Here is a 23,919-nt window from a genome sequence, read left to right as displayed (position 1 = left end):
GGAGTCAGCCGAGCACGGCCGTGGGCTCGGCGATGCAGGCGGTGCCGACGCGGCGGAAGCCGACCCGCAGGTAGACCCGGGCGATCTCCTCGCTGCCGGCGGAGAGGAAGATCAGGTCGGTGCCGGCGGCGCGCAGCCCGTGGGCGAGGGTGGCGGTCACCGCCGCACCGAGGCCACGCCGGCGGGCGGCCGGCAGCGTGGCCACCCCGGCGATCTCCGCGACGTCGTCGACCCGCATGGCCATCCCACTGGCCAGCGCCCCCTCGGCGGGGGTCTCGGCGAGCACCGAGATGCGCCGGCCGTCGGCGATGCGGAGCGCCTCCTCCTCCAGCGCGGCCACGTCCAGCCGGGAGACCGCGGCGTCCCGTTCGGCCGGGCCCGCCTGGCCGCGCGCGGTGCCGCCGTGCGAGAAGCCGACCGCGGCGACGGCGCGGCGCAGCGCCACGTCCGCGGGGAAGCTCGGGTCGGCGGGGTCGAGGACCCGCACCGGTACGTCGCTGAGCGTCGCCGGGTCGGGCAGGCGGTCCGGCTCCAGCACCATGAGCGGCGCCTCCAGCACGCTCAGCCCGGCCGAGCGGGCCACCGCCAGCAGGTCCGGGGTGACCTCGTGCACCCACTCGAACGCCTCCGGCAGGCCGAGTTCGCGCTGCCGGGCCCGGACCGCGGTCACGTCGGCCAGCGAGGGCGGCCCGGCGGCGTCCAGCCGGGGGCGGGCGTAGAACGGCCAACCGGCCCCGTCCCGGACGAACAGCACGAGGGCGCCGTATTCCTCCGTCCGGGCCCCGCCCCGGGGCACCGCGTCGTAGAAACGCTCCAACCGGTCGAGCACGTCAGCGCGTACGACATCCACCGCGCGAGACTACATGTCCCAGATTCTGGAAGTGTGATCAATCTGAACTGGCCTTGCGCCGGACGCCCTAACGTAGACTCAATAAAACCCCCGAGGGCCGACGTCGTCCCCACCATGTTCCAACCTGAGTGACGACAGGAGGCCCGGTGGCCTTTCCGTACCCTCACAGCCCCCAGCCGGCCCCGCGGACGACGGGGCTCTACGACCCCGCGCACGAGCACGACGCCTGCGGTGTGGCCTTCGTGGCCGACCTGTACGGGCGCCGCTCGCACGAGGTCGTCGCGAACGGCCTCGGGGCGCTCTGCCGGCTGGACCACCGGGGTGCCCGGGGCGCGGAGCACAACACCGGTGACGGCGCCGGGATCATGATCCAGGTGCCGGACGCGTTCCTCCGCGCGGTGGTCGACTTCCCGTTGCCGCCCGCCGGCCAGTACGCCACCGGCCTGGTCTTCCTGCCCGACGACGACGTGGCCGAGGCCCGGGCGCGCCAGGTGGTGGAGAAGTACGCCCTGGTCGAGGGGGCCGACATCCTCGGTTGGCGGGACGTGCCCACCGACCCGTCCGGCCTCGGCGAGACCGCCCTCGCGGCGATGCCCCGGGTCCGGCAGCTCTTCCTGGCCGCGCACCGGCTCACCGACGCGCCCGCCGGGCCGGCCGGCTCCCCGCTGACCGGGCTCGACCTCGACCGGGTGGCGTTCTGCCTGCGCAAGCAGGTCGAGCGGGAGACCGCCGAGCGGGGCGTGGCGGCCTACTTCCCGTCGCTCTCCGGCCGGACGATGGTCTGGAAGGGCATGCTCACCCCGGACCAGCTCCCGGCGTTCTACCCGGAGCTGACCGACGAGCGGGTGGTCAGCGCGATCGCGCTGGTGCACTCGCGGTTCTCCACCAACACCTTCCCGTCCTGGCCGCTGGCCCACCCCTACCGGTTCATCGCGCACAACGGCGAGATCAACACGATCCGCGGCAACCGGAACTGGATGCAGGCCCGGGAGGCGCTGCTGCGCAGCGCGCGGCTGCCCGGCAACATCCGCCGGGTCTTCCCGGTCTGCACCCCGGCCGCGTCCGACTCGGCCAACTTCGACGAGGTCCTCGAACTGCTGCACCTGGCCGGCCGGAGCCTGCCGCACGCGGTGCTCATGATGATCCCCGAGGCCTGGGAGAACGACCCGGAGATGCGCGCCGACAAGCGCGCCTTCTACCGCTTCCACGCCAGCCTCATGGAGCCGTGGGACGGCCCCGCCTCGGTCGCGTTCACCGACGGCGAGATCGTCGGCGCGGTGCTGGACCGCAACGGGCTGCGCCCGGGCCGCTGGTGGCGGACCGCCGACGGTCTGGTGGTGCTGGGCAGCGAGGCGGGCGTGCTCGACCTCGACCCGGCCACCGTGGTCGCCAAGGGCCGGCTCCAGCCCGGCAAGATGTTCCTGGTCGACACGGTGAACGGGCGGATCGTCTCCGACGACGAGATCAAGACCGAGCTGGCCGCCGCCCGCCCGTACGAGGAGTGGCTGCACGCCGGCCTCATCGAGCTGGACGAGCTGCCCCCGCGCGAGCACATCGTCTACACCCACGACTCGGTACGCCGCCGGCAGCAGACCTTCGGCTACACCGAGGAGGAGCTGAAGATCCTGCTCGCCCCGATGGCTCGCAGCGGCGCGGAGCCGATCGGCTCGATGGGCACGGACACCCCGATCTCCCCGCTCTCCACCCGGCCGCGGCTGCTCTACGACTACTTCCACCAGCTCTTCGCCCAGGTCACCAACCCGCCGCTGGACGCCATCCGGGAGGAGCTGGTGACCAGCCTGGCGTCCACCATCGGGCCGGAGGGCAACCTGCTCGACCCGGGCCCGGCGAGCTGCCGGCAGATCGTGCTGCCGTACCCGGTGATCGACAACGACGAGCTGGCCAAGATCCTCTCCATCGACGAGGACGGCGACCTGCCCGGCTTCAAGGCGGTCCGGGTCTCTGGGCTGTACCGGATCCGGGACGGCGGGCCCGGCATCAAGGCCCGGCTCACCGAGATCTGCCGGCACGTCTCGGAGGCGATCGAGGACGGCGTGCGCATCCTGGTGCTCTCCGACCGGGACTCCAACGCCGACCTGGCCCCGATCCCGTCGCTGCTGCTCACCGCCGCGGTCCACCAGCACCTGGTGCGGGAGCAGACCCGGACCCAGGTGGCGCTGATCGTCGAGTCCGGCGACTGCCGCGAGGTGCACCACGCGGCCGTGCTGATCGGCTACGGCGCGGCGGCGGTCAACCCGTACCTGGCCTTCGAGTCGGTCGAGGACATGATCTCCACGGGCGCGCTGGCCGGCATGGAGCCGGGCAAGGCGATCCGCAACTACGTCAAGGCGCTCGGCAAGGGCGTCCTGAAGATCATGTCGAAGATGGGCATCTCGACGGTCTCGTCGTACTGCGGCGCGCAGGTCTTCGAGGCGGTCGGCCTGGACACCCGGCTGGTCCAGCGCTACTTCCGGGGCACGCCGAGCACGATCAGCGGCATCGGGCTGGCCGAGATCCACGCCGAGGTCGCCGCCCGGCACACCCTGGCCTGGCCGGCCCCGGGCGCGCGGGCGACCGACCGGCTGGAGGTCGGCGGCGAGTACCAGTGGCGCCGCGAGGGCGAGCTGCACCTGTTCAACCCGGAGACGGTCTTCCTGCTCCAGCACGCCACCCGCAGCCGTCAGTACGACGTCTTCCGGCAGTACACCGCCAAGGTCGACGAGCTGGCCGCGCGGGCCGGCTCGCTGCGCGGGCTGTTCACCCTGCGCAGTGGGGTGCGCCCGCCGGTGCCGCTGGACGAGGTGGAGCCGGCCAGCGAGATCGTCAAGCGGTTCGCCACCGGCGCCATGTCGTACGGGTCGATCTCGGCGGAGGCGCACGAGACCCTGGCCATCGCGATGAACCGCCTCGGCGGCAAGTCGAACACCGGCGAGGGCGGCGAGGACGTCGACCGGCTGCACGACCCGCAGCGCCGCTCGGCGGTCAAGCAGATCGCCAGCGGCCGGTTCGGCGTGACCAGCGAATACCTGGTCAACGCCGACGACCTCCAGATCAAGATGGCCCAGGGTGCGAAGCCCGGCGAGGGCGGCCAGCTGCCCGGCAACAAGGTCTGGCCGTGGATCGCCCGGACCCGGCACGCCACCCCGGGCGTCGGCCTGATCTCCCCGCCGCCGCACCACGACATCTACTCCATCGAGGACCTGGCCCAGCTCGTCCACGACCTGAAGTGCGTCAACCCGGCCGCCCGGGTGCACGTCAAGCTGGTCAGCGAGGTCGGGGTGGGCACCGTGGCGGCCGGCGTGGCCAAGCTGAAGGCCGACGTCATCCTGATCTCCGGCCACGACGGCGGCACCGGCGCGTCGCCGCTCAACTCGCTCAAGCACGCCGGCACCCCCTGGGAGCTGGGCCTGGCCGAGGCGCAGCAGACGCTGCTGCTCAACCGGCTCCGCGACCGGGTCACCGTGCAGGTCGACGGGCAGCTCAAGACCGGCCGGGACGTGCTGGTCGCCGCGCTGCTCGGCGCCGAGGAGTTCGGCTTCGCCACCGCCCCGCTGATTGTCGAGGGCTGCGTGATGATGCGCGTCTGCCACCTCGACACCTGCCCGGTCGGCATCGCCACCCAGAACCCGGTGCTGCGCGAGCGCTTCACCGGCCGGCCCGAGTTCGTGGAGAACTTCTTCCTCTTCCTGGCCGAGGAGGTCCGCGGCTACCTGGCCGAGCTGGGCTTCCGCAGCATCGAGGAGGCGATCGGCCGCACCGAGCTGCTCGACGTCGCCGGTGCGATCGACCACTGGAAGGGCCACGGGCTCGACCTCAGCCGGGTGCTGCACCTGCCCGAGCTGCCCGAGGGCGCCGCCCGGCGTGGCGTCCGGGCCCAGGACCACGGCCTGGAGCTGGCGCTGGACAACCAGCTCATCGCTCTGGCCGAGCCGGCGCTGCGCGACGGCACCCCGGTCCGGGTCGAGGTGGCCGTGCGCAACGAGCACCGCAGCGTGGGCGCGATGCTCGGCGGCGAGGTGACCCGCCGCTTCGGCGGCGCCGGGCTGCCCGACGACACCGTCGAGTTCCTGCTGCACGGCACCGCCGGCCAGTCGTTCGGCGCGTTCCTGCCGCGCGGGGTCACCCTGCGCCTGCACGGCGACGCCAACGACTACGTCGGCAAGGGCCTCTCCGGCGGGCGGCTCGTCGTCCGCCCGGATTCCGCCGCGCCGTTCGCCGGCGCGGACGCCGACCCCGGTCGGCGCGCCGAGGACCAGATCATCGCCGGCAACACCATCCTGTACGGCGCCACCGGCGGCGAGGTCTTCCTGCGCGGCCGGGTCGGCGAGCGGTTCGCGGTGCGCAACTCCGGCGCGGTGGCCGTCGTCGAGGGCGTCGGCGACCACGGCTGCGAGTACATGACCGGCGGCACCGTGGTGGTGCTCGGGCCGACCGGGCGCAACTTCGCCGCCGGCATGTCCGGCGGCACCGCCTTCGTGCACCGGCTGGACCGGCGCCTGGTCAACGCCGAGCTGGTCGACCTGTCGCCGCTGCGCGAGGAGGAGCGCGACCGGCTCCACGAGCTGGTCCAGCGGCACTTCGCCGAGACCGACTCGGCGGTCGCCGAGGAGCTGCTCAAGCGCTGGCCGGAGGCGGTGGAGGAGTTCACCGCCGTGGTGCCCCGGGACTACCGCCGGGTGCTGGAGATCATGCGGGCCGCCGAAGCCGCCGGCCATGACGTCGACGACGCGGTGATGAGCGCCCTCTCGGCGCCGTCGGCCGCGCCGGTGCCGCCCGCCCCGCGGGCGGTCGCCCAGGAGGTGGCTCGTGCCTGACCCGAACGGTTTCCTGCGCTACGAGCGGCGGCTGCCGGCCCGCCGCCCGGTGCCGGTGCGGATCATGGACTGGCGGGAGGTCTACCCGCCGGCCGGCGAGGAGCTGATCCGCGAGCAGGCCACCCGCTGCATGGACTGCGGCATCCCGTTCTGCCACGACGGGTGCCCGCTCGGCAACCGGATCCCGGACTGGAACGACCTGGTCCGCACCGGCGGCTGGGACGCCGCGGTGGAGTCGCTGCACGCCACCAACAACTTCCCCGAGTTCACCGGCCGGCTCTGCCCGGCGCCCTGCGAGGCGGCCTGCGTGCTGGGCCTGGGCGGCCAGCAGCCGGTCACCATCAAGCAGGTCGAGGTGGAGATCGCCGACGCCGCGGTGGCCCGGGGCGGGCTGCGCCCGCAGCCGGCGCCGGCCCCGACCGGGCGGTCCGTCGCCGTGGTCGGCTCCGGCCCCGCAGGGCTCGCCGCCGCACAGCAGCTCGCCCGGGCCGGCCACGCCGTCACCGTGTACGAGCGGGACGACGCGCTCGGCGGCCTGCTCCGCTACGGCATCCCCGACTTCAAGCTGGAGAAGCGGCACATCGACCGGCGGCTGGCCCAGCTCGCCGCCGAGGGCGTGCGCTTCCGCACCGGGGTGGACGTCGGCGTCGACGTCACCGCCGAGCAGTTGCGCGCCGAGCACGACGCGGTGCTGCTCGCCTGCGGCGCGCTCCAGGGCCGGGACACCCCGGAGACGCCCGGGCGGGCGCTGCGCGGCGTACACCAGGCCATGGCGCACCTGGTGGCCGCCAACCGGGTGGTCGCGGCGGCCGGTGCGGGTCAACCCGCCCTGGCCACCCTCCCGGACGGCAGCCCGATCGACGCGGCCGGCAAGCACGTGGTGATCATCGGCGGCGGCGACACCGCCGCCGACTGCCTCGGCGTGGCCCACCGGCAGGGTGCGGCCGGCGTGCACCAGCTCGACCTCTACCCGGAGCCCCCGGCCGACCGGGACGCGGCCCGCGACCCGTGGCCCACCTGGCCGTGGGTGCTGCGCAGCTACCCGGCGCACGAGGAGGGCGGCGAGCGGGTCTTCGCGGTGGCGGTGCAGGAGTTCGTCGACGACGGCACCGGCCAGGTCCGGGCAGTCCGGATCGCCGAGGTGACGGTCGAGAAGGTGGACGGCCGCCGGATCGTCACCGCCCTGCCCGGCTCGGAGCGGGAGATCCCGGCCGACCTGGTGCTGCTCGCCATCGGCTTCGAGGGCACCGAGGAGCAGCCGCTGCTGACCCAGTTCGGGGTGACCCGCAACGGCCGGGGCGCGGTCGACGCCCGCCCCGACTGGCAGACCGACGCCGACGGGGTGTTCGTCGCCGGGGACATGCACCGGGGCGCCTCGCTGATCGTCTGGGCGATCGCCGAGGGCCGGGCCGCCGCCGCGGCCATCCACGCCCACCTGGGCGGGGTCGGGACGCTGCCCGCGCCGGTCGACCCGGCCCGGCAGCCCCTGGCAGCCCGCTGACCCGACGCTCACCGACACCCCGGTCCCCGGCGGACCGGGGTGTCGGGCGTCGCTGTCCGGTTCGTGCCCGGCCCGCCCCGGACGCCCGGCCTCCCGGGTGAACCCTCTCACCAACTGTCGTCGGGAGGTTTACCGGCCGCCAGACTTGGCCGCTGGCCGGACCCGAGTGGGGTCCGGCTTCGTCGTGCCACCGTCTGGACGGGGAAACACTCATGGCCCTCGGCGCCACGTTCGCCGCGCTGCGCCACCGCAACTACCGGATCTGGGCCGCGGCCGGGTTCGTGTCGGTCATCGGGACCTGGATGCAGGTCCTCGGCGTCAACTGGTACGTGCTGGCCGAAACCGGGTCGGCCACCTCGATGGGGTTCACCGTCCTGCTCCAGGCGCTGCCCACCCTGGTGCTGAGCGTCTGGGGTGGCGCGCTGGCCGACCGCGTACCCGCCAAGCCGCTGCTGATCGGCGCCCAGGCCGCGCACGCGCTGCTCGCCGCCGGGCTGGCCGTGGTCGCCGTCACCGGCGCCGGCGGCCTCCCGGCGATCTACGCGATCTCGCTGGCCACCGGGGCGGTCTCGGCCATCGAGGGGCCGGTGATGGGCCGCTGGGCGTCCACGCTGGTGGACCGGGAGACGCTCGGCAACGCCCTCGCGCTCGGCTCGCTCACCAACTCCGCCGGGCGGATCCTCGGCATGAGCCTCGGCGCCGTCGTGGTCGCCGTCGTCGGCCCGGCGCTGCTCTTCGCCGCGAACGCCGTCAGCTTCGTCGCGGTCGTCGTGGCGCTGTTCGCCGTACGCGAGGGGGAGCGGGACGGCGGCGTGGCCGCGCCGGCCGACGCGGCGCCGGGCGACGGCGGCATCCGGGCCGGCTTCCGCTACCTGCGACGCCAGCCGGTCGTGCTGGTGGCCCTGGCGCTCTCCTTCGTGCTCGGCAGCCTGGGCCGCAACTACCAGGTCACCATGGCCGCGATGAGCGATGGGCCGCTGCACGGCGGCGCGTCCGGCTACGGCTTCCTCTCCACCGTCTTCGCCGTCGGCACGGTGCTCGGCGCCCTGTTCGCGGCCCGCCGCGCGGACCTCGGCTACGCGGTGCTGGTCGGAGCGGGCCTGCTGGCCAGCGGGCTGCAGATCGTCGCCGGGCTGGCCCCGGGCACGCTGAGCTTCGCCGCGGTGATCCTGCCGGTGGCGGCCGCGGCGGTGGTCATCGACACCACGGTCGGCGCCCGGGCCCAGCTCGACACCGACTACGCCATGCGCGGGCGGGTGCTGGCCGCCCTGGCGGTCACCGGCTCGGTCTCCGCGGCCGTGGGCGCGCCGCTGCTCGGCTGGTTCGCCGAGCACGCCGGCCCCCGGCAGACCCTGGTGCTGGCCGGCACGGTCACCGCCGTGGCGACCGCGGCGGCCGGGGTGACCCTGGACCGGCTGCGCGAGCGCCGGCTGCGTCACCGGCTCACCCTGGTGCTGGCCGCGCCCGCCGCCCGCCCGGTCCGCCGGATCGCCGCCACCGCCGCCCGGGTCGTCCGCCCGGCCGGCGCGGGGCTGGGCGCCGTCCGCGCCGGGACGCTGCCCCGGCCGGCGGCGCTCGCCGGCGCCTCCCCGGTGGCGCTTCCCGGCCCCGCGGCCGGCGCGCGTCCCGGCGCCGGCCGGCTCCGGTCGAGCCGGGCCGCCCGCGCGACCCAGGAGTGCGCGGCCTGCGCGCCGCACCGGGGTCCGCGCCGCTCGCAGTGGACCGGGCTGCGGTCGCCGTTCGCGCACCGCGACGGCTGCCCCGCCGCCTGACCCGCACCGCCCGGCCCCCGTGAGGGAGGTCATGCCGGCGCGGGGCCGCGCGGGCCGCGGCGCCGCGAAGATCGTCACTACGCTGCGGGTATGGACGTCGAGACACGCCTCCGGCGAATCCGCCGGTGGCTCTGGGTCGTGGTGGTCGGGCTGTTCCTCAGCGGCGTGACCGCGTTTCCGCTGGAGCTGGAGGTGCGCTGGCTGCTCCGGGCGCTCGACCCGCTCGCCGGCCAGTTCCCGGCGCTGGTGGACTGGATCGAGCGGGTCCACACCGGACTGGTCGAGACCGGCGAGCGCTACCCGTTCATGCTCTACGGCACCGACTGGCTCGCCTTCGCGCACCTGGTGCTTGCGGTGGCGTTCTGGGGTCCGCTGCGCGATCCGGTGCGCAACGTCTGGGTGGTGCAGCTCGGCATGATCGCCTGCGCCGGGATCGTGCCGCTCGCGCTGATCTGCGGGCCGGTGCGGGACATCCCGTGGTTCTGGACGCTGGTCGACCTCTCCTTCGCGGTCGGCGCGTTCCCGCCGCTCTGGTTCGCCTACCGGCACATCCGGGCGATCGAGGCGGCGGCACCGGCCACGGCCACTCCCGTGCCGGCCTGACTGGCCGGGGCCCGCTCCCGCGGTGGTGGAGCGGGCCCCGGCCGGCGCCGGTCAGTGCCGCAGCAGCTGGTGGGCTTCCCGGATCTTCGTCCACGACTTCGGTTGCGCCGGGACCAGCGCGCCGCGTGCGGCGGCGGCCGGCTCGGGGCGCCCGGCGGTGAACAGCCAGGTGGTGAAGACCGCGTCGAGGTCCCGGCCGGAGATCCGCTCGGCGAGCGCCTGGAACTGGGCGATGGTGCCGTTGCCGTAGCGATGCTCGGCGGTCCAGGCCGGCAGGATCCGGAAGAACGCCTCGTCGCCGACGGCCAGCCGGAGCTGGTGCAGCGCCATGGCGCCCCGGTCGTAGACCGCGTCGGCGAAGACGTTGCCGGCCCCAGGGTCACCGGGGAGGACCTGCCAGAACTCCGAGTCGGCCGGGTAGCTGGCGTAGGTGAAGTCGAACAACTCCTGGGCGGTGCCCTCGCCCTGCTCCTCCGACCAGAGCCACTCGGCGTAGGAGGCGAAGCCCTCGTTCAGCCAGATGTTGCGCCAGTCGGCCACCGAGACCGAGTCACCGAACCACTGGTGGGCGTTCTCGTGCACGACGACCGACGTGTTCGAGCCGCGACGCCAGAAGCTGGGGCCGTAGACCGGGCGGCTCTGCGTCTCCAGGGCGAAGCCGATGCCGTCGACCGGCCCGGCCACGCCGCCCTGCGCCTCGAACGGGTACGGCCCGAACAGGCCGCTCTCCCAGTCAATGATCTCGGCGGTGCGTTCGATGCTGGCCCGGGCGGCCGGCCCGCGCTCGCCCAACGTGGTGCTGTACGCGTTCACCACCGGCTGCCCGTTCGGGGCGGTGTCGGTGACGATGTCGTACTGCCCGATGGCCAGGAACGCCTGGTAGGTGGCACCCGGCTTGACGCTGCGCCAGCTCCACCGGGTGCGGTTGCCGGCCTCGGGCAGCGGGGCGCGCGGCTGCACGCCGTTGCTGACCACCTCGAGACCGGTCGGCACCGAGACGGAGATGTCCCAGGTGGCCTTGTCCGTCGGGTGGTCGTTGCTCGGGTACCACCACCAGGCCGACTCGGGCTCGTTGACGGCGAGCGCGCCGTCGGCGACCCGGGTCCAGCCCGTGTAGCCCTGGACCAGCGTCTCCGACGGGACGCCGGCGTATTTCACCACGACGGTGAGCGGCTGTCCCTTGAGGATCGGCCGGGGCGCGGTGATCACCAGCTCGTGCGCGCCCTCTCGGGCGAAGCCCGCCGACCAGCCGTTGACCCGGACCGACTCGACGTCGAGGGCGAAGTCGAGGTTGAACCGGGACAGGTCCTGGGTGGCGGTGGCCAGGATCGTCGTGGTGCCGCTGAGCCGGTCGGTGGCCGGTTCGTAGCGCAGCCGGATGTCGTAGTGGCCGACGTCGTAGCCGCCGTTGCCGTAGTCGGGGAAGTAGCTGTCGCCGAGCCCGGGGCTGCCCGGGGTCGGGGTGGCCGCCGCGGGCTTCGGTCGGCCCCAGCCCGGTAGGGCGGCCTGGCCGGGGGCGCCGGTCACGACGGTGCCGGCGGTGGTGACGGTCAGGGCGGCGATGGCCGCCGTGAGAGCGCGTCGCACGGGGTGGACTCCCTCCATCGGGGTGTACGCACCGCCAACCTAATCGACGCTTGTGAACGCGTCTGCCCCGGAACGCCGGCCGGCGCTATTCAATTTATGGCAATGTTTCGATAGCATTACCGACTAGTAACAAGCACCGACCCCCTGGCCACGCGCGCGGTCTACGGGCTCCACCACCCCTGTCCCGTGGAGGTCCTGTCATGTCCCGTCGCGTCCGCACCGCCCTGGCCGCGCTGTTCGCGGCCGTCCTCGGCGCCACGCTCGTCCCCGGCGTCGCCCGGGCGGCCACCGTCAACTACGTCGCCCTCGGCGACTCCTACTCCTCCGGCGTCGGAGCCGGCCCGTACGACCTCTCCACCTGCCTGCGCAGCCAGAAGTCGTACGCCCCGCTCTGGGCCGCCGGGCACGCGGTCACCAGCTTCAAGTTCCCGGCCTGCGGCGGCGCCGTCACCGCCGACGTCATCAACAGCCAGGTCAACTCCCTGGGCACCGGCACCACCCTGGTCACCGTCACCATCGGCGGTAACGACGCCGGCTTCGCCGACGTCATCACGAGCTGCCGCTTCGGCAGCACCTCGAGCTGCGAGAGCGCCGTCAACGACAGCCGGGCCTTCGCCACCACCACCCTGCCCGGCCGGCTCGACAACACGTACGCCGCCATCCGGAACCGGGCCCCCAACGCCCGGCTGGTGGTGCTCGGCTACCCGCGGCTGTTCGAGACGAGCTACTGCGGCCTGCTGGCCATGAGCACCTACAAGCGGACCATCCTCAACCAGGCTGCCGACCTGCTCGCCACGGTGATCGCCGACCGGGCCCGGGCCGCCGGGGCCACCTTCGTCGACGCCCGGCCGTTCTTCGCCGGCCACGGCGTCTGCGCCGCCGACCCGTGGATCAACGACGTCAGCGGGCTCATCGAGGCGTACCACCCGGACGCCGACGGCTACCGCTACGGCTACCTGGCCGCGCTGACCGCCGCCATCGGCTGACCCGACGCGACGCCGGCCGGCGGCCCGTACCCGGACCGCCGGCCGGCCGCCGGAGCCCGGGACGCTGCGGTCCCGGGTTCCGGCCCGATCAGCGCGCCGTCACCAGTTCGCCGGTCAGCTCCGGCTCGATGCTCCGCACCGACGGCTCGCCGCGCCGTCCGCGCGCCGCCCGGCGGCCGGAGGGAACGGCCAGCGCGGCCAGCGCGGCCGCCAGCGAGATGCCGGTGAGCAGCAGGAAGCCCATGGTGAAGCCGGCCTCCCGGGGCAGTCCGCTCGCCTGCGGGTGGGCGGTGATCACGCTGCTGGCCACCGCGGCGCCGATCGCGCCGCCGATGGTGCGGATGTTGGCGTTCATGCCGGTCGCCACGCCGGTCTGGCGGGCCGGCACGCTGGCCACGATGATGTTGGCCATCGAGGCGAAGGCCAGCCCGATGCCGACGCCCACCAGGCCGCCGGCCACGCCGATCTCCCAGCGGGTGTCGTGCGCGACGGTCAGCATCGCCGCGGCGAGCACGTTGAACACGGCGCCGGTGGAGAGCTGCGCCTTGGCGCTGAACCGGGACGCCAGCCGGCCGGCGACGAGGCCGGCCACGAACATGCCGACCAGCATGGGCAGCATGAGCAGCCCGGCCTGGGTGACGCTGGCGCCGAAGCCGTACCCGGCGCTGGTGGGGATCTGCACGAACTGCGGCAGGAAGGCGTAGACGGAGAACATCGACGCGCCGTAGAGCAGGGCGACCAGGTTGGTCGTCCAGACCGCCGGCAGGCGCATCATCCGCATGTCGATGAGCGGGTTCGCCGAGCGGGTCTCGGCCACCAGCCAGCCGGCCAGGAGCACGCCGGCGAGCGCCAGCAGGCCGATCACCCGGCCGGACGTCCAGCCCCACGTGGCGCCTTTGCTGACCGGCAGCAGCAGCGCCACCAGCCAGCTGGAGAGGAGCAGCGTGGCCGCCCAGCTGATCCGGCCCGGGGTACGCACCGGCGACTCCGGCACGAACCGGTGCGCCGCGAGCGCGGTGAGGCCGACGACGACCATCGGGATCCAGAACAGCCAGCGGTAGCCCAGGGTGGCGACGATCGGCCCGGCCAGCACGACGCCGAGGCCGCCGCCGGCCGCGACGATCGCCGAGATCGCCGCGACGGCCGAGCTCACCCGGGCGGCGGGGAACTCGTCGCGGATGATGCCGAACGAGAGCGGGAAGACGGCGCCGCCGATGCCCTGGACGACCCGGGCGACGATGAGCATGCCGATGTTGGGCGCGACGGCCGCCAGCAGGCAGCCCAGCGCGAGCGCGGCGAGGGAGACGACCAGGGTCCGCTCCTTGCCGACCATGTCGCCGACCCGGCCCAGGACCGGGGTGAAGATCGACGCGGAGAGCAGGTAGGCGGTCAGCACCCAGGTCACGGTGTTCTGTGAGGTGTGCAGGTCCTGCTGGATCGTGGGCAGCACCGGGGTGATCAGCGACTGGAGCATCGCGAAGAAGCCGGCGCCGGCCGCGAGGACGAGGAAGGTCAACCGGCGCGAGTCGCGCCGGACGGTGTCGATCACGGAGAAGGCTCCCGTTCACGTACGAGGTATTGGGGCTGGGGTGTCTCAGCGGGTTGCGGGCATGGGGGACCTCCCGGGGTCCGGTGTCTGGTTCGCCGATCGCGCCGGCTGGGATCGGGCGGGAAGGCCGGAGTAAGGTATCCGGAGGCAAGGCTCCGGTCAGTTCCGGAGGGATGCCTCCACTAACGTAGCGGAGGGGTGCCTCCGTTTGCAAGACGAAAGGGGTGACGCGCGTCATGGCCAGCGGCGACCAGCTCGGGGAGGTCTTCGCGCGCCGCCCGAAACGGGCCGATGCCCGGCGGAACTACGACGCGCTGATCGCCGCCGCCCGGGAGGTGTTCGGCGAGTGCGGCGCCGGCGCGTCGCTGGAGGAGATCGCCCGGCGGGCCGGGGTCGGCATCGGGACGCTCTACCGGAACTTCCCGAAGCGCCGGGACCTGTTCGAGGCGGTCTACGTCGAGGAGGTGCGCGCGCTCAGCGCGTCGGCCACCGACCTGGCGGACCTGCCCGCGTGGGACGCCCTGGTCGCCTGGCTGCACCGGTTCGTCGCCTACGTCGGCACCAAGCGGGCCCTCGCCGAGGAGCTGGTGCACGACTCGGAGGTGTTCCGCAGCTGCCGCACCGAGATCTACGCCGCGGGCGAACCGTTGCTGCGCCGCGCCCAGGAGGCCGGCGCGGCCCGGCCGGACGCCAGCTTCGACGACGTGGTGCGGCTGGTCAGCGGCATCATGGCGTACCAGTTCCCCGAGCCGGCCCAGCGCGACCGGGTGCTGGCCATCGCCCTGGACGGCCTGCGCCCCCCGGCGACGGACCGCTGACGCTCCCGCCGGCCGCGGTCGGCTGACCGTTGCCGGCCGGCGGATTCCACCAGGGACCATAGGGGTCGCGGGCGTTGCGCCGGGTGTCGACAATGGTGCGACACCCGTCGTGGCCCGGAGGTGACGATGCGCGAACCGGCGACCCGGTCCCGGCCCGCCCGGGAGAAGCTTCCGGCAGGCGGTCCCGAACTGCTCTCCCTGCTGGCCCGGCTGCTCCGGCGACCCCGCCACGGCGACCGGCGGCTGCCGCTGCTCTGGCTGGTCAGCCCGGCCGGGGCCGGCGCGGTGGGCGCCCTGCTGCGCCGCTTCGTCGGCCAGGGCGCCCGGCGCCGCGTACCGCACGCCGTGCTGGACCTGGCCGCCCGACCCGCGCGCGACGCCGCCGCCCGGCCCGGGCCCGACGACGTCGCGGGGGTGCTGCGCGAACTGCACCGGCAGCTCTCCGTGGAGGCCTTCGGGGCCGCCCGGCTGCGGTTCCGGCACTACCCGCTGGCCGACTGGCTGATGCACCAGACCCTGGCCGTCGGCATGGACGCCGCGGACAGCGGCCGGGCCGCGCTGGTTCGCCGGCTACGCGACTGGCGGGGCCGGCGGGCCGGTGACGATCCCCAGGTGGGCGGCGGCTCCGCCGTCGGCACCGCGCTCCAGGTGCTGCTCTGGCTGCTGCGCCGCGCGATGCCGAGCGTGGTCTTCCGGATCGCCGTCTCCGGCCGGGTGCCGGTGTTCGGGCGGCAGTACCGCTGGTTCATGCGGCAGCAGTACCTGGCGCCCCGGCAGTCGGTGACGTTCCTCGGCTTCGCCGAGCGGCTCACCGCCGGCTGGCGCGACGGCGAGCACCCGGCGCAGGTGGAGAAGCTGCTGCTGCACGCCTTCCTGGAGGACCTGCGGCAGGCGTACCGGCGGCGGTTCTGGCGGCCGGGTGACTGGCGGCGCACCGCGTACCCGGTGCTGCTGCTCGACGGGGTGAGCCCGGACAACGTCGGGCACACCCTGGTCCGGCTGCTCGACGAGGTGCGCAACGAGACCGGCCGCAACGACCCGCTGCTGGTGGTGGCGGTCGCCGCCGGCCCGCCGCCGGAGCCGGCCGCGACCCGCCCGGTGGCCCAGGCCGAGGAGGCGTACGAGGAGTGGGCCGACGCCCTGCCGGAGATCCGGCGGCTGCGCCGCGCCGGCGCCTGGCTCGTGGTGCTGCGGATCGACGGCGACGACCTCGCCGCCCCGGTGGGGGTCGCCCCGCCGGCGCTGGTCGCTCCGGACCCGCCCTGGTGGTCGCGGCGGTTCCTGCCGGCCGCGGTGGCCCTGGTGCTGCTGGCCGGGGTGGCCGTGTGGGCCACCGGGCGGTGGGCCCCGGACTGCCGCCCGTGGCCGGGAGACCGGGTGAGCGTGCGGCTCGTCGGCGGCGAGTGCGTCGGCTACAGCGACACCGCCGGCCAGGTGTTCAACAGCGAGCCCGGGCAGGACCGGCTGCGGGCGGTGCAGCGGCGGATCTTCGCGCAGAACCGCGCCGCCGAGGAGGTGTGGTCGCGCAGTGACCACCGCCGGCCCTACCTGACCCTGGTCTACCTGGGCAGCCTCACCGGCAACCGCACCCGGGCGGACGAGGAGTCCTACGTCTCCGAGCGCGAGGAACTGGAGGGCATGGCGACCGCCCAGTACGCGCTGCTCAAGGAGTCGGCGGCGGCGGACGACGCGGCGCTGCTGCACATCGTGGTCGCCAACGCCGGCCGGCAGATGCGGCACGCCGGTGCGGCGGTGCGGCTGCTGGAGGGGCTGGCCCGGGACGACCCGACGGTGCTCGGCGTGGTGGGGCTGGTGGACAGCCGCAGCAGCACGGCGTCGGCGCTGCGCGAGCTCAACCGGGTCGGCCTGCCGGTGCTCGCGCCCACCCTGTCGGCCGACCGGATGGACGCCAACTCCAGCCTCTACCTGGCCATGTCGGCGCCCAACCGGGAGCAGGCCCGGATGGTCGAGACGTACGCCCGGCAGGTGCTGCGGGTAGGGGAGGCGCACGTCTACTGGACCACCGGCGAGGGCAGCTCGCTGGACGAGGACCTCTACGTCGCCACCCTGGTCGACGGGCTGCGGGAGCGGTTCGGCAGCCGGCTCACCCGGCTCGACGAGTGGCGCAGCGGGCGGCGGATGACCCAGGAGTGCGGCTACCGCGGGATGCTCTTCTTCGCCGGGCGCTGGTCGGAGTTCGACGGGTTCCTGCGGGCGCTCAAGGAGTGCGGCGCCGACCCGCCCCGCCACCTGGTCGCCGACGACTCGGTGAACCGCTACATGGCCAACCCGGGGCTGCGGGCCAGCGCCCCCGGCAACCTGCCGGTGACGTACGTGTCGAAGGCCGCCCTGGCCACCTGCGCCGCGCTGCGGGCCGCCCAGGCCCGGCGGGACGACGCCCGGGGCAGCTTCCTCACCTGGATCGGCGCGGACGACCTGCTCGACCCGCCGCGCTGCCGGGACGGCGCCGGCCCGCCCGTCGGCGAGCGGGTCAGCCTCGCCTACGACGCCTCGATGATGGTGGTGCGCGCGCTGGAGAGCCTCGCCGCCCGGCTGCGGCACGCCGACACCGGCCGGCGCTGGGACCCCCGCGCGGTCAACCCGGTCGGAGTGCACGCCGAGGTGCTGCGGCAGAACGCCGCCGGCGGCTACCCGGGGGTCGGCGGGCTGATCCGGTACGCCCCGGACTCCGGTGAGCCGGTCGCCAAGCGGCTGGCGCTGCTCACCGTGGCCCGGGTGCCCGACGTCGCCGCCGCGCCGGTCGAGGTGTTCGCCTGCGGGGTGGCCGACGGCGGTCCGGACCCGGGCTGCCGCCCCCGCTGACGCGGCGACGGCCGGCGGCCCCCGAGGCGCCGCCGGCCGTCACCGTCGGGTCAGGACGCGTCGACGTCCGCGTTGCTCGGCCGGCCCCACGGGCCGGTGATCGCGAAGACGTAGCCCGGGGACTGGATGTTGGCGAACAAGATCTTCCCGTCCGCGCTGAACGTCGGGCCGGTGAACTCGCTGTCGTTGAGCTCGTTGCGGGCCAGCGGGTACGCCTTGCCCTGCTCGGTCACCCCGACCAGGTGCGACACGCCCTCGCCGTCCTCGGCCAGGATCACCCCGCCGTACGGGGAGACCGTGATGTTGTCCGGCCCGTCGTAGTTGCCGTTGTCCGCCGCCGGGTCCGGGTTCACCCCGAAGATGGTCTTCAGCGTCACGGTCTCGGTGCGCGGGTCGTAGAACCAGACCTGGCCGTCGTGCTCGTGGGCGCTGCCGTCGTCGAGCCGGGCGAAGCTGGCCACGAAGTACGCGCCGCCGTCGGCCCACCAGGCGCCCTCCAGCTTGCGGCTGCGGGTCACCTCGGCGTCGGTGAACTGCTTGCGCACCGAGACCGTCCGGGCGTCCCGGTCCGGCACGTCCACCCACTCGACCTTGTAGCGGGTGCCCGGGGTGGTGGCCTCGGAGAGGTCGGCCACGTGCTGGCTGCCCCGGAAGCAGTTCATCGCCTGGAGGCGGCCGGCGGTGGCGCCGTCCGGCCGCTCGGCGAGCGCCCGCAGCGCCCCCTTGCCGGCGCGGAACCCGGCCGGCGGCGTCCAGCGGAAGTAGAGGCCGTTCGGGCCGCCCGCGTCCTCGGTCAGGTAGATCGCGTGGGTGTACGGGTCCACCGCGACCGCCTCGTGCGAGTAGCGGCCCAGGAACTTCAGCGCCACCGGGTTCTGGTTGGCGGCCCGGTCGTGCGGGTCCACCTCGAAGACGTACCCGTGGTCCTTGAGGTACTGCCCGCCGGCCTTCTGCTCGGTCTCCTCGCAGGTCAGCCAGGTGCCCCACGGGGTGATGCCGCCGGCGCAGTTGTTGTGCGTGCCGGCCACGCTGACGTACTCGCGCAGCCGCCGCCCGCGCTGGTCCACCTCGATGGTGGTGGTGCCGCCGCGGGCGCCCGGGTCGTAGGTCAGCCCGGCCAGCGCCGGCACCGGGAACGGCTCGCCGCCGCCGATCTCGTGGTTGTTCACCAGCACCGACCCGTTGGGGCCGAGGAAGCAGCCGGTGCCGTCCGCGTCGCTCGGGGTGGCCTGCCCGGACTCCAGCAGGGTCACGCCCGCCTGGGCGACGATGGTGTAGGAGAAGCCGGGCGGCAGGGCCAGCAGGCCGGCCGGGTCCGGGACGAGGTCGCCGTAGCCGACCGCCGGACGGGTCGCCGCCCGGGCCGCCGCCGGGCCGGCGATGGCGTCCAGGTTGCCGGCCACCACGATGCCGAGACCGGCGGCCGCGCCGCCGTGCAGCAGGGCGCGCCGGGAGATGGGGGAGGAGGTCACGTCATTGCCTTCCTGTTCACATCGGTGCTCAGGGCAGAGGCAAGTCGGGCCGGGGGAACGGCGTCCGGCGGGAACGGCCACCGGGGGATGAACAGTGGACCAACGTCGGGTGCGCGTCGCGTACTGTGCCGGGCCCGCGCGCGTCCGTTAGGGTTCCCCTCGATCAGGTAAGGCGGCGTCGGAGGGCGGACGGTGGGCAGGCTCGCGACGGCGTACCGGCAGGCGGTCGCCCTGCACCGGGAGGCCCTGCGCCGCTGGGAGGCCGCCCGGCGGGCGCTGGCCGCCGCCGGCCCGGCGCCCGTCGGCAGCCCCGAGCTGGTCGCCCGGCTGGCCCGGCTCGGCGGGGAGCTGGCCGCCCCGGTGCCCGGCACCGCCCGCGCCGCCACCCACCCCGTTCCGGTACGCCTCGGCGAGGCGACCACCGTGGACGGCGGTTTCCCGGTGCTGGTGCCGCTGGGCGCGGGCGCCCACCTCGCGATCGACACCGACGCCCGCGATCCCCGGGTCGGCGAGCTGCTGCGGTCCCTGGTGGTGCGGCTGCTCGCCGCCGCGCCGGCCGGCACGGTCCGGGTGGCCGGCATCGACCCGGCCGCGTTCGGCGCCGCGTTCCTGCCGCTGCGCCCACTGCTGGACGCCGGCGTGCTCGGCCCGGCCGCCACCACCGTCGCGGAGACGATCGCCCTGCTGGACGCGGCGGAACGGCACGCCCGCACCGCCCAGCTGGCCGCGCCCGAGGACCGGGAGCTGCTGCTGGTGGTGGCCGCATCCGCCCCGCCGCCGCGCGAGCTGGCCCGGCTCGCCGCGCTCACCCACGCCGGGCCGGCCGCGGCGGTCTGCGTGCTGCTGGCCGGTCACCCGGCGGCCGGGCCGGGCGAGGCCCCGCCGCTCGGCGCCACCACCCAGCTCCGGCTCAACGAGCGGTACGCCCTGGTCGGCGACCCGCCCGGCCGCCCGTTCAGCACCGACGGCAGCGGGCTGGCCGCCCCGGTGCTGCTCGACGGCGACCCGTCCCACGCCACCGTGACGGGGCTGGCCCGGCGGCTCGCCGAGACCGCCCGGCTCGCCACCGCGGTCACCTTCGCCGACCTGCTGCCGGCCCGGTGCTGGGCCGAGTCGTCCGGCGCCGGGCTGCGTACCGTGCTGGGCCGCGCCGTGCGCCAACTCCCGCTCGGCGCGCCCGACACCGCGCCCAGCGCCGCCGGCCGGGAACCGGTCACCGTGGCCTTCGACGACGCCACCCCGCACTGGCTGGTCGGCGGGCGCACCGGCGCCGGCAAGACCGTGTTCCTGCTCGACGTGCTCTACGGGCTGGCCGCCCGCTACTCGCCGGCCGAACTCCAGCTCCTCCTGCTCGACTTCAAGGAGGGCGTCAGCTTCACCGAGTTCGTGCCCACCGAGCGGGACCCGTCCTGGCTGCCGCACGCCCGCGCCGTCGGCATCGAGTCCGACCGCGAGTACGGCGTGGCCGTGCTGCGCGAGCTGCGCGCCGAACTGACCCGCCGGGCCGACCTGCTCAAGCGGCACGGCGTCAGCAAGCTCGCCGACCTGCCGCCGAACGCCCGGCCGCCCCGGATCGTCACCGTGGTCGACGAGTTCCACGTCCTGTTCGCCGGCAACGACCCGCTCGCCCGGCAGGCCGTCGACCTGATCGAGGAGCTGGCCCGCAAGGGTCGCTCCTACGGCCTGCACCTGGTGCTGGCCAGCCAGAGCACCACCGGCATCGAGGCCCTCTACGGGCGGGCCGAGGCGATCTTCGGCCAGTTCCCGCTCCGGGTCGCGCTGCCCGGCGGGGGCGGCGTGCTCGACCCCCTCAACGACGCCGCGAAGACGCTGGTCGTGGGCACGGCAGTGGTCAACACCGCCGGGGGCACGGCCGGCGCGGACACCCTGGTCCGCTTCCCCGACGCGCACGCCGCCGCGGCGGACCTCGCCGCCCTGCGCCACGAGCTGTTCGCCGCCCGGCCCGCCGGCGCCCACCCACCCGCCGTCTTCCGGGGATACGAGAGCCCACGGCTCGCCGACGACCCCACCTGGCTCGACCTGGCGCCGGGGGCCGAGCCGCCGCTCGCCCTGGTCGGCCGCACCGTCGACGTGGCGGGCAGCCCCGCCGGGTTCCGTCTCGACGCCAGCCCCGGCCGGCACCTGGCCGTGGTGGGCACCGCCGTGGCCGGCGTGGACGTGCTCCGGTCGGCCACCCGGAGCCTGGCCCGGCAGCACGCCCCCGGCACGGCCCGCTTCCTGTTCGCGCCGCTGGCGCCCGGGACCACCGAGACCGCCGACGACCTGGCGATGACGCTGGCCGCCGCCGGCCACCCGGTCCGCCGCCTCGACGCGGCGGCACTGCGCGCCCACCTCGCCGAGCTGGCCGCAGAGCCCGCTGCGTCCGCCGCCTCCGCCGCGCCCGCTGTCCCCGCCGCGCCCGCTGTGCCCACCGCGCCCGCTGTCCCCACCGCGCCCGCTGTCCCCGCCGTGTCAGCCGGCCCCGCCGCGCCCGCTCGCCCCGGAGCCGGCGACCACCGGACCGGACCGGCCGGGCCGGCCGCCACCCCCGCGCGGACCTACCTGGTGGTGTTCGGAATGGACGCCGCCGCCGGGGCGCTCGCCGCGACCGATCCGGAGACGTTCCGTTCCGGACACGACGACCTGCGGGCCGTGCTGCGCCAGGGACCCGGGCACGGGGTGCACCTGCTCGGCTGGTGGCGCGGGCTGCGCCGGCTCGCCGAGGACCTCGGCGGCAGCCAGAACCGCGACGACGTGGCCTGCCTGGTCGCGCTGAACGTGCCCGCCGCCGACCTCGGGCTCCACCTCGGCGCGCACGACCTCGCGTACGCCCCGCGCGACGGCCGGGCCCTGCTGGTCGACCGGCAGGAGCACCGCACCGCCCTGATCGTGCCCTTCGTCGGCGACGGAGACGAGTCGTGAGCGGCTTCGACGAGTACGCGGCCCTGCTCCGGGAGCTTTCCACCCGGCAGCGGGGCGGGGAGCGGGCGGTCGCCGCCGAGGCGGAACGGCGGCGCACCCTCCAGTCCACCGTCGACCAGCTCGGCCGGCGCCTCGCCGCCCAGGGGCAGCGCCTCGACCAGCTCGGCCAGGCCATCGACCTGCCGATGCGGTCGGTCCCGGCCGAGGCTCCGAACGCGCCGGCGATTCCGGTCGGCGCCCCGCCGGCGGCGGGATCGGCCGCACCCGTGGCGGGATCGGCCGCGCCGGTGCCGCCCGGCGCGGAGAAGCCCGGAACCGGGGCCGGGGCGACCGGCGGCGCAGCCGCCGCGCCGGGGCGGCCGGGGGTCGGGGCTTATCAGGATGGGACGCTGCCGGGGCCCCGGGTGGGTGACCCGGCGACGGAGCTGGCCGCGGCCGGGCAGCTGGCCGACGAGGCCGACCGGCACGGGCAGCAGGCCGAGGCCCTGGCGCAGCGGCCCGTGCTGCTGCCCACCTGGTCGGCGCCGGCCCGGGCGGTCGCCGTCTACGCGGCCTGCGCGCTGGCCGGCTCCCTGCTCATGCTGGTGGCGCTGATCGGCTCGCCGCTGCCGGCCACCGGGCTCGATCTGGTGGCCGCCGTCTCGTGCGCCGGCGTCCCGCTGCTGTCCTTTCTGGCCGGGCACCTGGTGCTCGGGCGCTGGGGCCGCCCGGTGATCGGCGGCGAGACCCCGTCGGGGCGGTACGTGCCGCTCGGCTTCGTGATCTGCGCGCTGGTCGCCCCGTCGCTGTTCTGCCTCTACCTGGTGGTGTTCCGGCTGCTGGGCTGAGCGGCGCGTGGTTCACGGGCCGGGTCGGCGCGCGGGCGTCACGTAGGCTGCGGGGCAGGCGAGCAGGGGAGGGCGCGTGAGCGCGGCGCAGATCATCGCGAGGCTGGCGGCAGCGGCCCAGAAGCTGGACGAGGCGAAGGCCCGGACGGCCGCCGCGGCGCAGGACGCCGCCGAGGCCCGGGCACTGGTCGCCGGCGCCCTGGAGGGCGTGGCCGCCGGACCGCTGATCGGCGTCATCGACGCCTACCGGCAGGCGCTCACCCAGGCCGCCCAGGGCGGGGAGCCGGCCCGCCAGCACCTCCAGGAGACCATCGCCAAGGTCCAGGCCCTCGGCAGCTGACCCGCGCGGGACCGAAAGGGACCGCAGGGTGATTGGCCGGTTTGTGCCTCCCGCGCGACAACGGGTTACCGGCGCGTAACTTTCCATTGACGTGTGTGAAATCGGACACGCATCATCGTTTCCACGATCGATCGGATCCCCCACCGTCCCTCCCGGCTCACCCGGGGCCTCCCACCGGAGGTGCAGCCCATGCTGCTCCGAACGATCCTGGCCGCCACCGCCGCCGTCACCGCCCTGCTCGTCCCGGCCACCGCCGCCCACGCCGAGCCCACCACCGAAACCGCCACCACCGCGGGCGCCACCCGCACCGCCGAGGCCGCCACGGCCGAGGCGACCGGCCTCGCCGGCGCCGACCCGGTCATCGTGGTCGGCGGCCTGATCGGAATCTCCATCGCCTACGAGCCGATCGCCGCCCGGCTGCGCGACGACGGCTACCGGGTCTCCATCTACCAGTTGCCGAACCTCGGCTTCGGCGACATCCGCGAGTCCGCCCGCGCCCTGTCGTCCTACGTGGACCGGGTCCGCGCCGCCACCGGGGCGGCCAAGGTGGACCTGGTCACCCACTCCGAGGGCGGCCTGGTCTCCCGCTGGTACGTCAAGTTCCTCGGCGGCGCCGGCAAGGTCGACCACTACGTCAGCCTCGGCAGCCCGCAGCAGGGCACCTACGTCGCCAACATCATCAACTTCCTCGGGCTGGGCAGCTGCGCGGGCATCGTCGCCTGCCAGCAGATGTCCATCGGGTCCAGCCTCCTCACCGACCTCAACGGCGGCGACGACACCCCGGGCGCGGTCCGCTGGACAACCGTCCGCACCTGGCAGGACGAGCTGGTCCGGCCGGTCGACAACGCCGCCCTCGCCGACGGCGCCACCAACGTCCTGGTCCAGGCGTGGTGCCCGCTGCGGATCGTCGGCCACCTCGGCTTGGTCCTCGACGGGACCACCTACACGGTGGTGCGGCAGGTGCTCGCCGACGCCGCGATCCGGCCCAACTGCTTCGCGATCTGAGACCGCGAGCGGGCTCGACGGTCGCACCCCGCGGCCGTCGAGCCCGTCCG

At 75.1% G+C, this 23,919-nt stretch carries 15 protein-coding genes; 11 read left to right on the top strand and 4 right to left on the bottom strand.

Annotation, left to right across the window (positions count from 1 at the left end; all coding sequences use genetic code 11):
* Positions 1-4: 4 nt before the first annotated feature.
* A complete protein-coding gene (locus AC0OLQ_RS26640) occupies positions 5-850 on the bottom strand; it encodes a GNAT family N-acetyltransferase (RefSeq protein ID WP_484528549.1) in 846 nt (281 codons plus the stop codon).
* A 146-nt stretch (positions 851-996) separates the two neighbouring features.
* On the opposite strand from AC0OLQ_RS26640, the gene gltB reads away from it, so the two are divergent.
* The 4 genes from gltB (at position 997) to AC0OLQ_RS26620 (ending at position 9,540) form a co-directional block, all read left to right on the top strand.
* Positions 997-5,664, top strand: coding sequence for a glutamate synthase large subunit (gene gltB / locus AC0OLQ_RS26635; RefSeq protein WP_484528548.1), 4,668 nt, complete (start codon positions 997-999; stop codon positions 5,662-5,664).
* Positions 5,657-7,165: a glutamate synthase subunit beta gene (locus tag AC0OLQ_RS26630; RefSeq protein ID WP_484528547.1), complete on the top strand. Its 1,509-nt coding sequence runs from the start codon at positions 5,657-5,659 to the stop codon at positions 7,163-7,165. The genes gltB and AC0OLQ_RS26630 overlap by 8 nt, the downstream gene beginning before the upstream one ends.
* Positions 7,166-7,377: 212 nt before the next feature.
* Positions 7,378-8,937: an MFS transporter gene (locus AC0OLQ_RS26625; protein WP_484528546.1), complete on the top strand. Its 1,560-nt coding sequence runs from the start codon at positions 7,378-7,380 to the stop codon at positions 8,935-8,937.
* A gap of 90 nt (positions 8,938-9,027) precedes the next feature.
* Positions 9,028-9,540: a hypothetical protein gene (locus tag AC0OLQ_RS26620; RefSeq protein WP_484528545.1), complete on the top strand. Its 513-nt coding sequence runs from the start codon at positions 9,028-9,030 to the stop codon at positions 9,538-9,540.
* Between the two features lie 51 nt (positions 9,541-9,591).
* Here the strand turns inward: AC0OLQ_RS26620 and AC0OLQ_RS26615 are convergent, their stop codons facing one another.
* Complete coding sequence (locus AC0OLQ_RS26615; RefSeq protein WP_484528544.1) at positions 9,592-11,127, bottom strand: M1 family metallopeptidase; 1,536 nt, start codon at positions 11,125-11,127, stop codon at positions 9,592-9,594.
* Positions 11,128-11,327: 200 nt separating this feature from the next.
* Here AC0OLQ_RS26615 and AC0OLQ_RS26610 point away from each other — a divergent pair, with 200 nt between their 5' ends.
* Positions 11,328-12,113: an SGNH/GDSL hydrolase family protein gene (locus AC0OLQ_RS26610; RefSeq protein WP_484528543.1), complete on the top strand. Its 786-nt coding sequence runs from the start codon at positions 11,328-11,330 to the stop codon at positions 12,111-12,113.
* Positions 12,114-12,201: 88 nt separating this feature from the next.
* On the opposite strand, the gene AC0OLQ_RS26605 is transcribed toward AC0OLQ_RS26610, so the two are convergent.
* Positions 12,202-13,662 (bottom strand): MFS transporter, encoded by a 1,461-nt coding sequence (locus AC0OLQ_RS26605; protein ID WP_484528542.1) that lies wholly within the window; start codon positions 13,660-13,662, stop codon positions 12,202-12,204.
* A gap of 224 nt (positions 13,663-13,886) precedes the next feature.
* Between AC0OLQ_RS26605 and AC0OLQ_RS26600 the strand changes: the two genes are divergently transcribed.
* Positions 13,887-14,480: a TetR/AcrR family transcriptional regulator gene (locus tag AC0OLQ_RS26600; RefSeq protein ID WP_484528541.1), complete on the top strand. Its 594-nt coding sequence runs from the start codon at positions 13,887-13,889 to the stop codon at positions 14,478-14,480.
* Between the two features lie 126 nt (positions 14,481-14,606).
* Positions 14,607-17,303, top strand: coding sequence for a hypothetical protein (locus tag AC0OLQ_RS26595; RefSeq protein WP_484528540.1), 2,697 nt, complete (start codon positions 14,607-14,609; stop codon positions 17,301-17,303).
* Positions 17,304-17,353: 50 nt separating this feature from the next.
* Here the strand turns inward: AC0OLQ_RS26595 and AC0OLQ_RS26590 are convergent, their stop codons facing one another.
* A complete protein-coding gene (locus AC0OLQ_RS26590; RefSeq protein ID WP_357343051.1) occupies positions 17,354-18,775 on the bottom strand; it encodes an alkaline phosphatase PhoX in 1,422 nt (473 codons plus the stop codon).
* Positions 18,776-18,967: 192 nt separating this feature from the next.
* Between AC0OLQ_RS26590 and AC0OLQ_RS26585 the strand changes: the two genes are divergently transcribed.
* From AC0OLQ_RS26585 to AC0OLQ_RS26570, 4 genes are all read left to right on the top strand, one after another.
* Positions 18,968-21,697: an FtsK/SpoIIIE domain-containing protein gene (locus tag AC0OLQ_RS26585; RefSeq protein WP_484528539.1), complete on the top strand. Its 2,730-nt coding sequence runs from the start codon at positions 18,968-18,970 to the stop codon at positions 21,695-21,697.
* Positions 21,694-22,524 carry a hypothetical protein gene (locus AC0OLQ_RS26580; RefSeq protein ID WP_484528538.1) on the top strand — a complete coding sequence of 277 codons (831 nt, stop codon included), beginning with the start codon at positions 21,694-21,696 and terminating at the stop codon, positions 22,522-22,524. The genes AC0OLQ_RS26585 and AC0OLQ_RS26580 overlap by 4 nt, the downstream gene beginning before the upstream one ends.
* 76 nt (positions 22,525-22,600) lie before the next feature.
* Positions 22,601-22,864: a DUF6244 family protein gene (locus AC0OLQ_RS26575; protein WP_484528537.1), complete on the top strand. Its 264-nt coding sequence runs from the start codon at positions 22,601-22,603 to the stop codon at positions 22,862-22,864.
* A 189-nt stretch (positions 22,865-23,053) separates the two neighbouring features.
* On the top strand, positions 23,054-23,869 hold the full coding sequence (locus tag AC0OLQ_RS26570; RefSeq protein ID WP_484528536.1) for a lipase family alpha/beta hydrolase: 816 nt from the start codon (positions 23,054-23,056) through the stop codon (positions 23,867-23,869).
* The last annotated feature ends 50 nt before the right edge of the window (positions 23,870-23,919 follow it).

Source organism: Micromonospora sp. Utrum1 (assembly GCF_057197805.1).
This window is presented reverse-complemented; position numbering and strand designations above follow the sequence as displayed.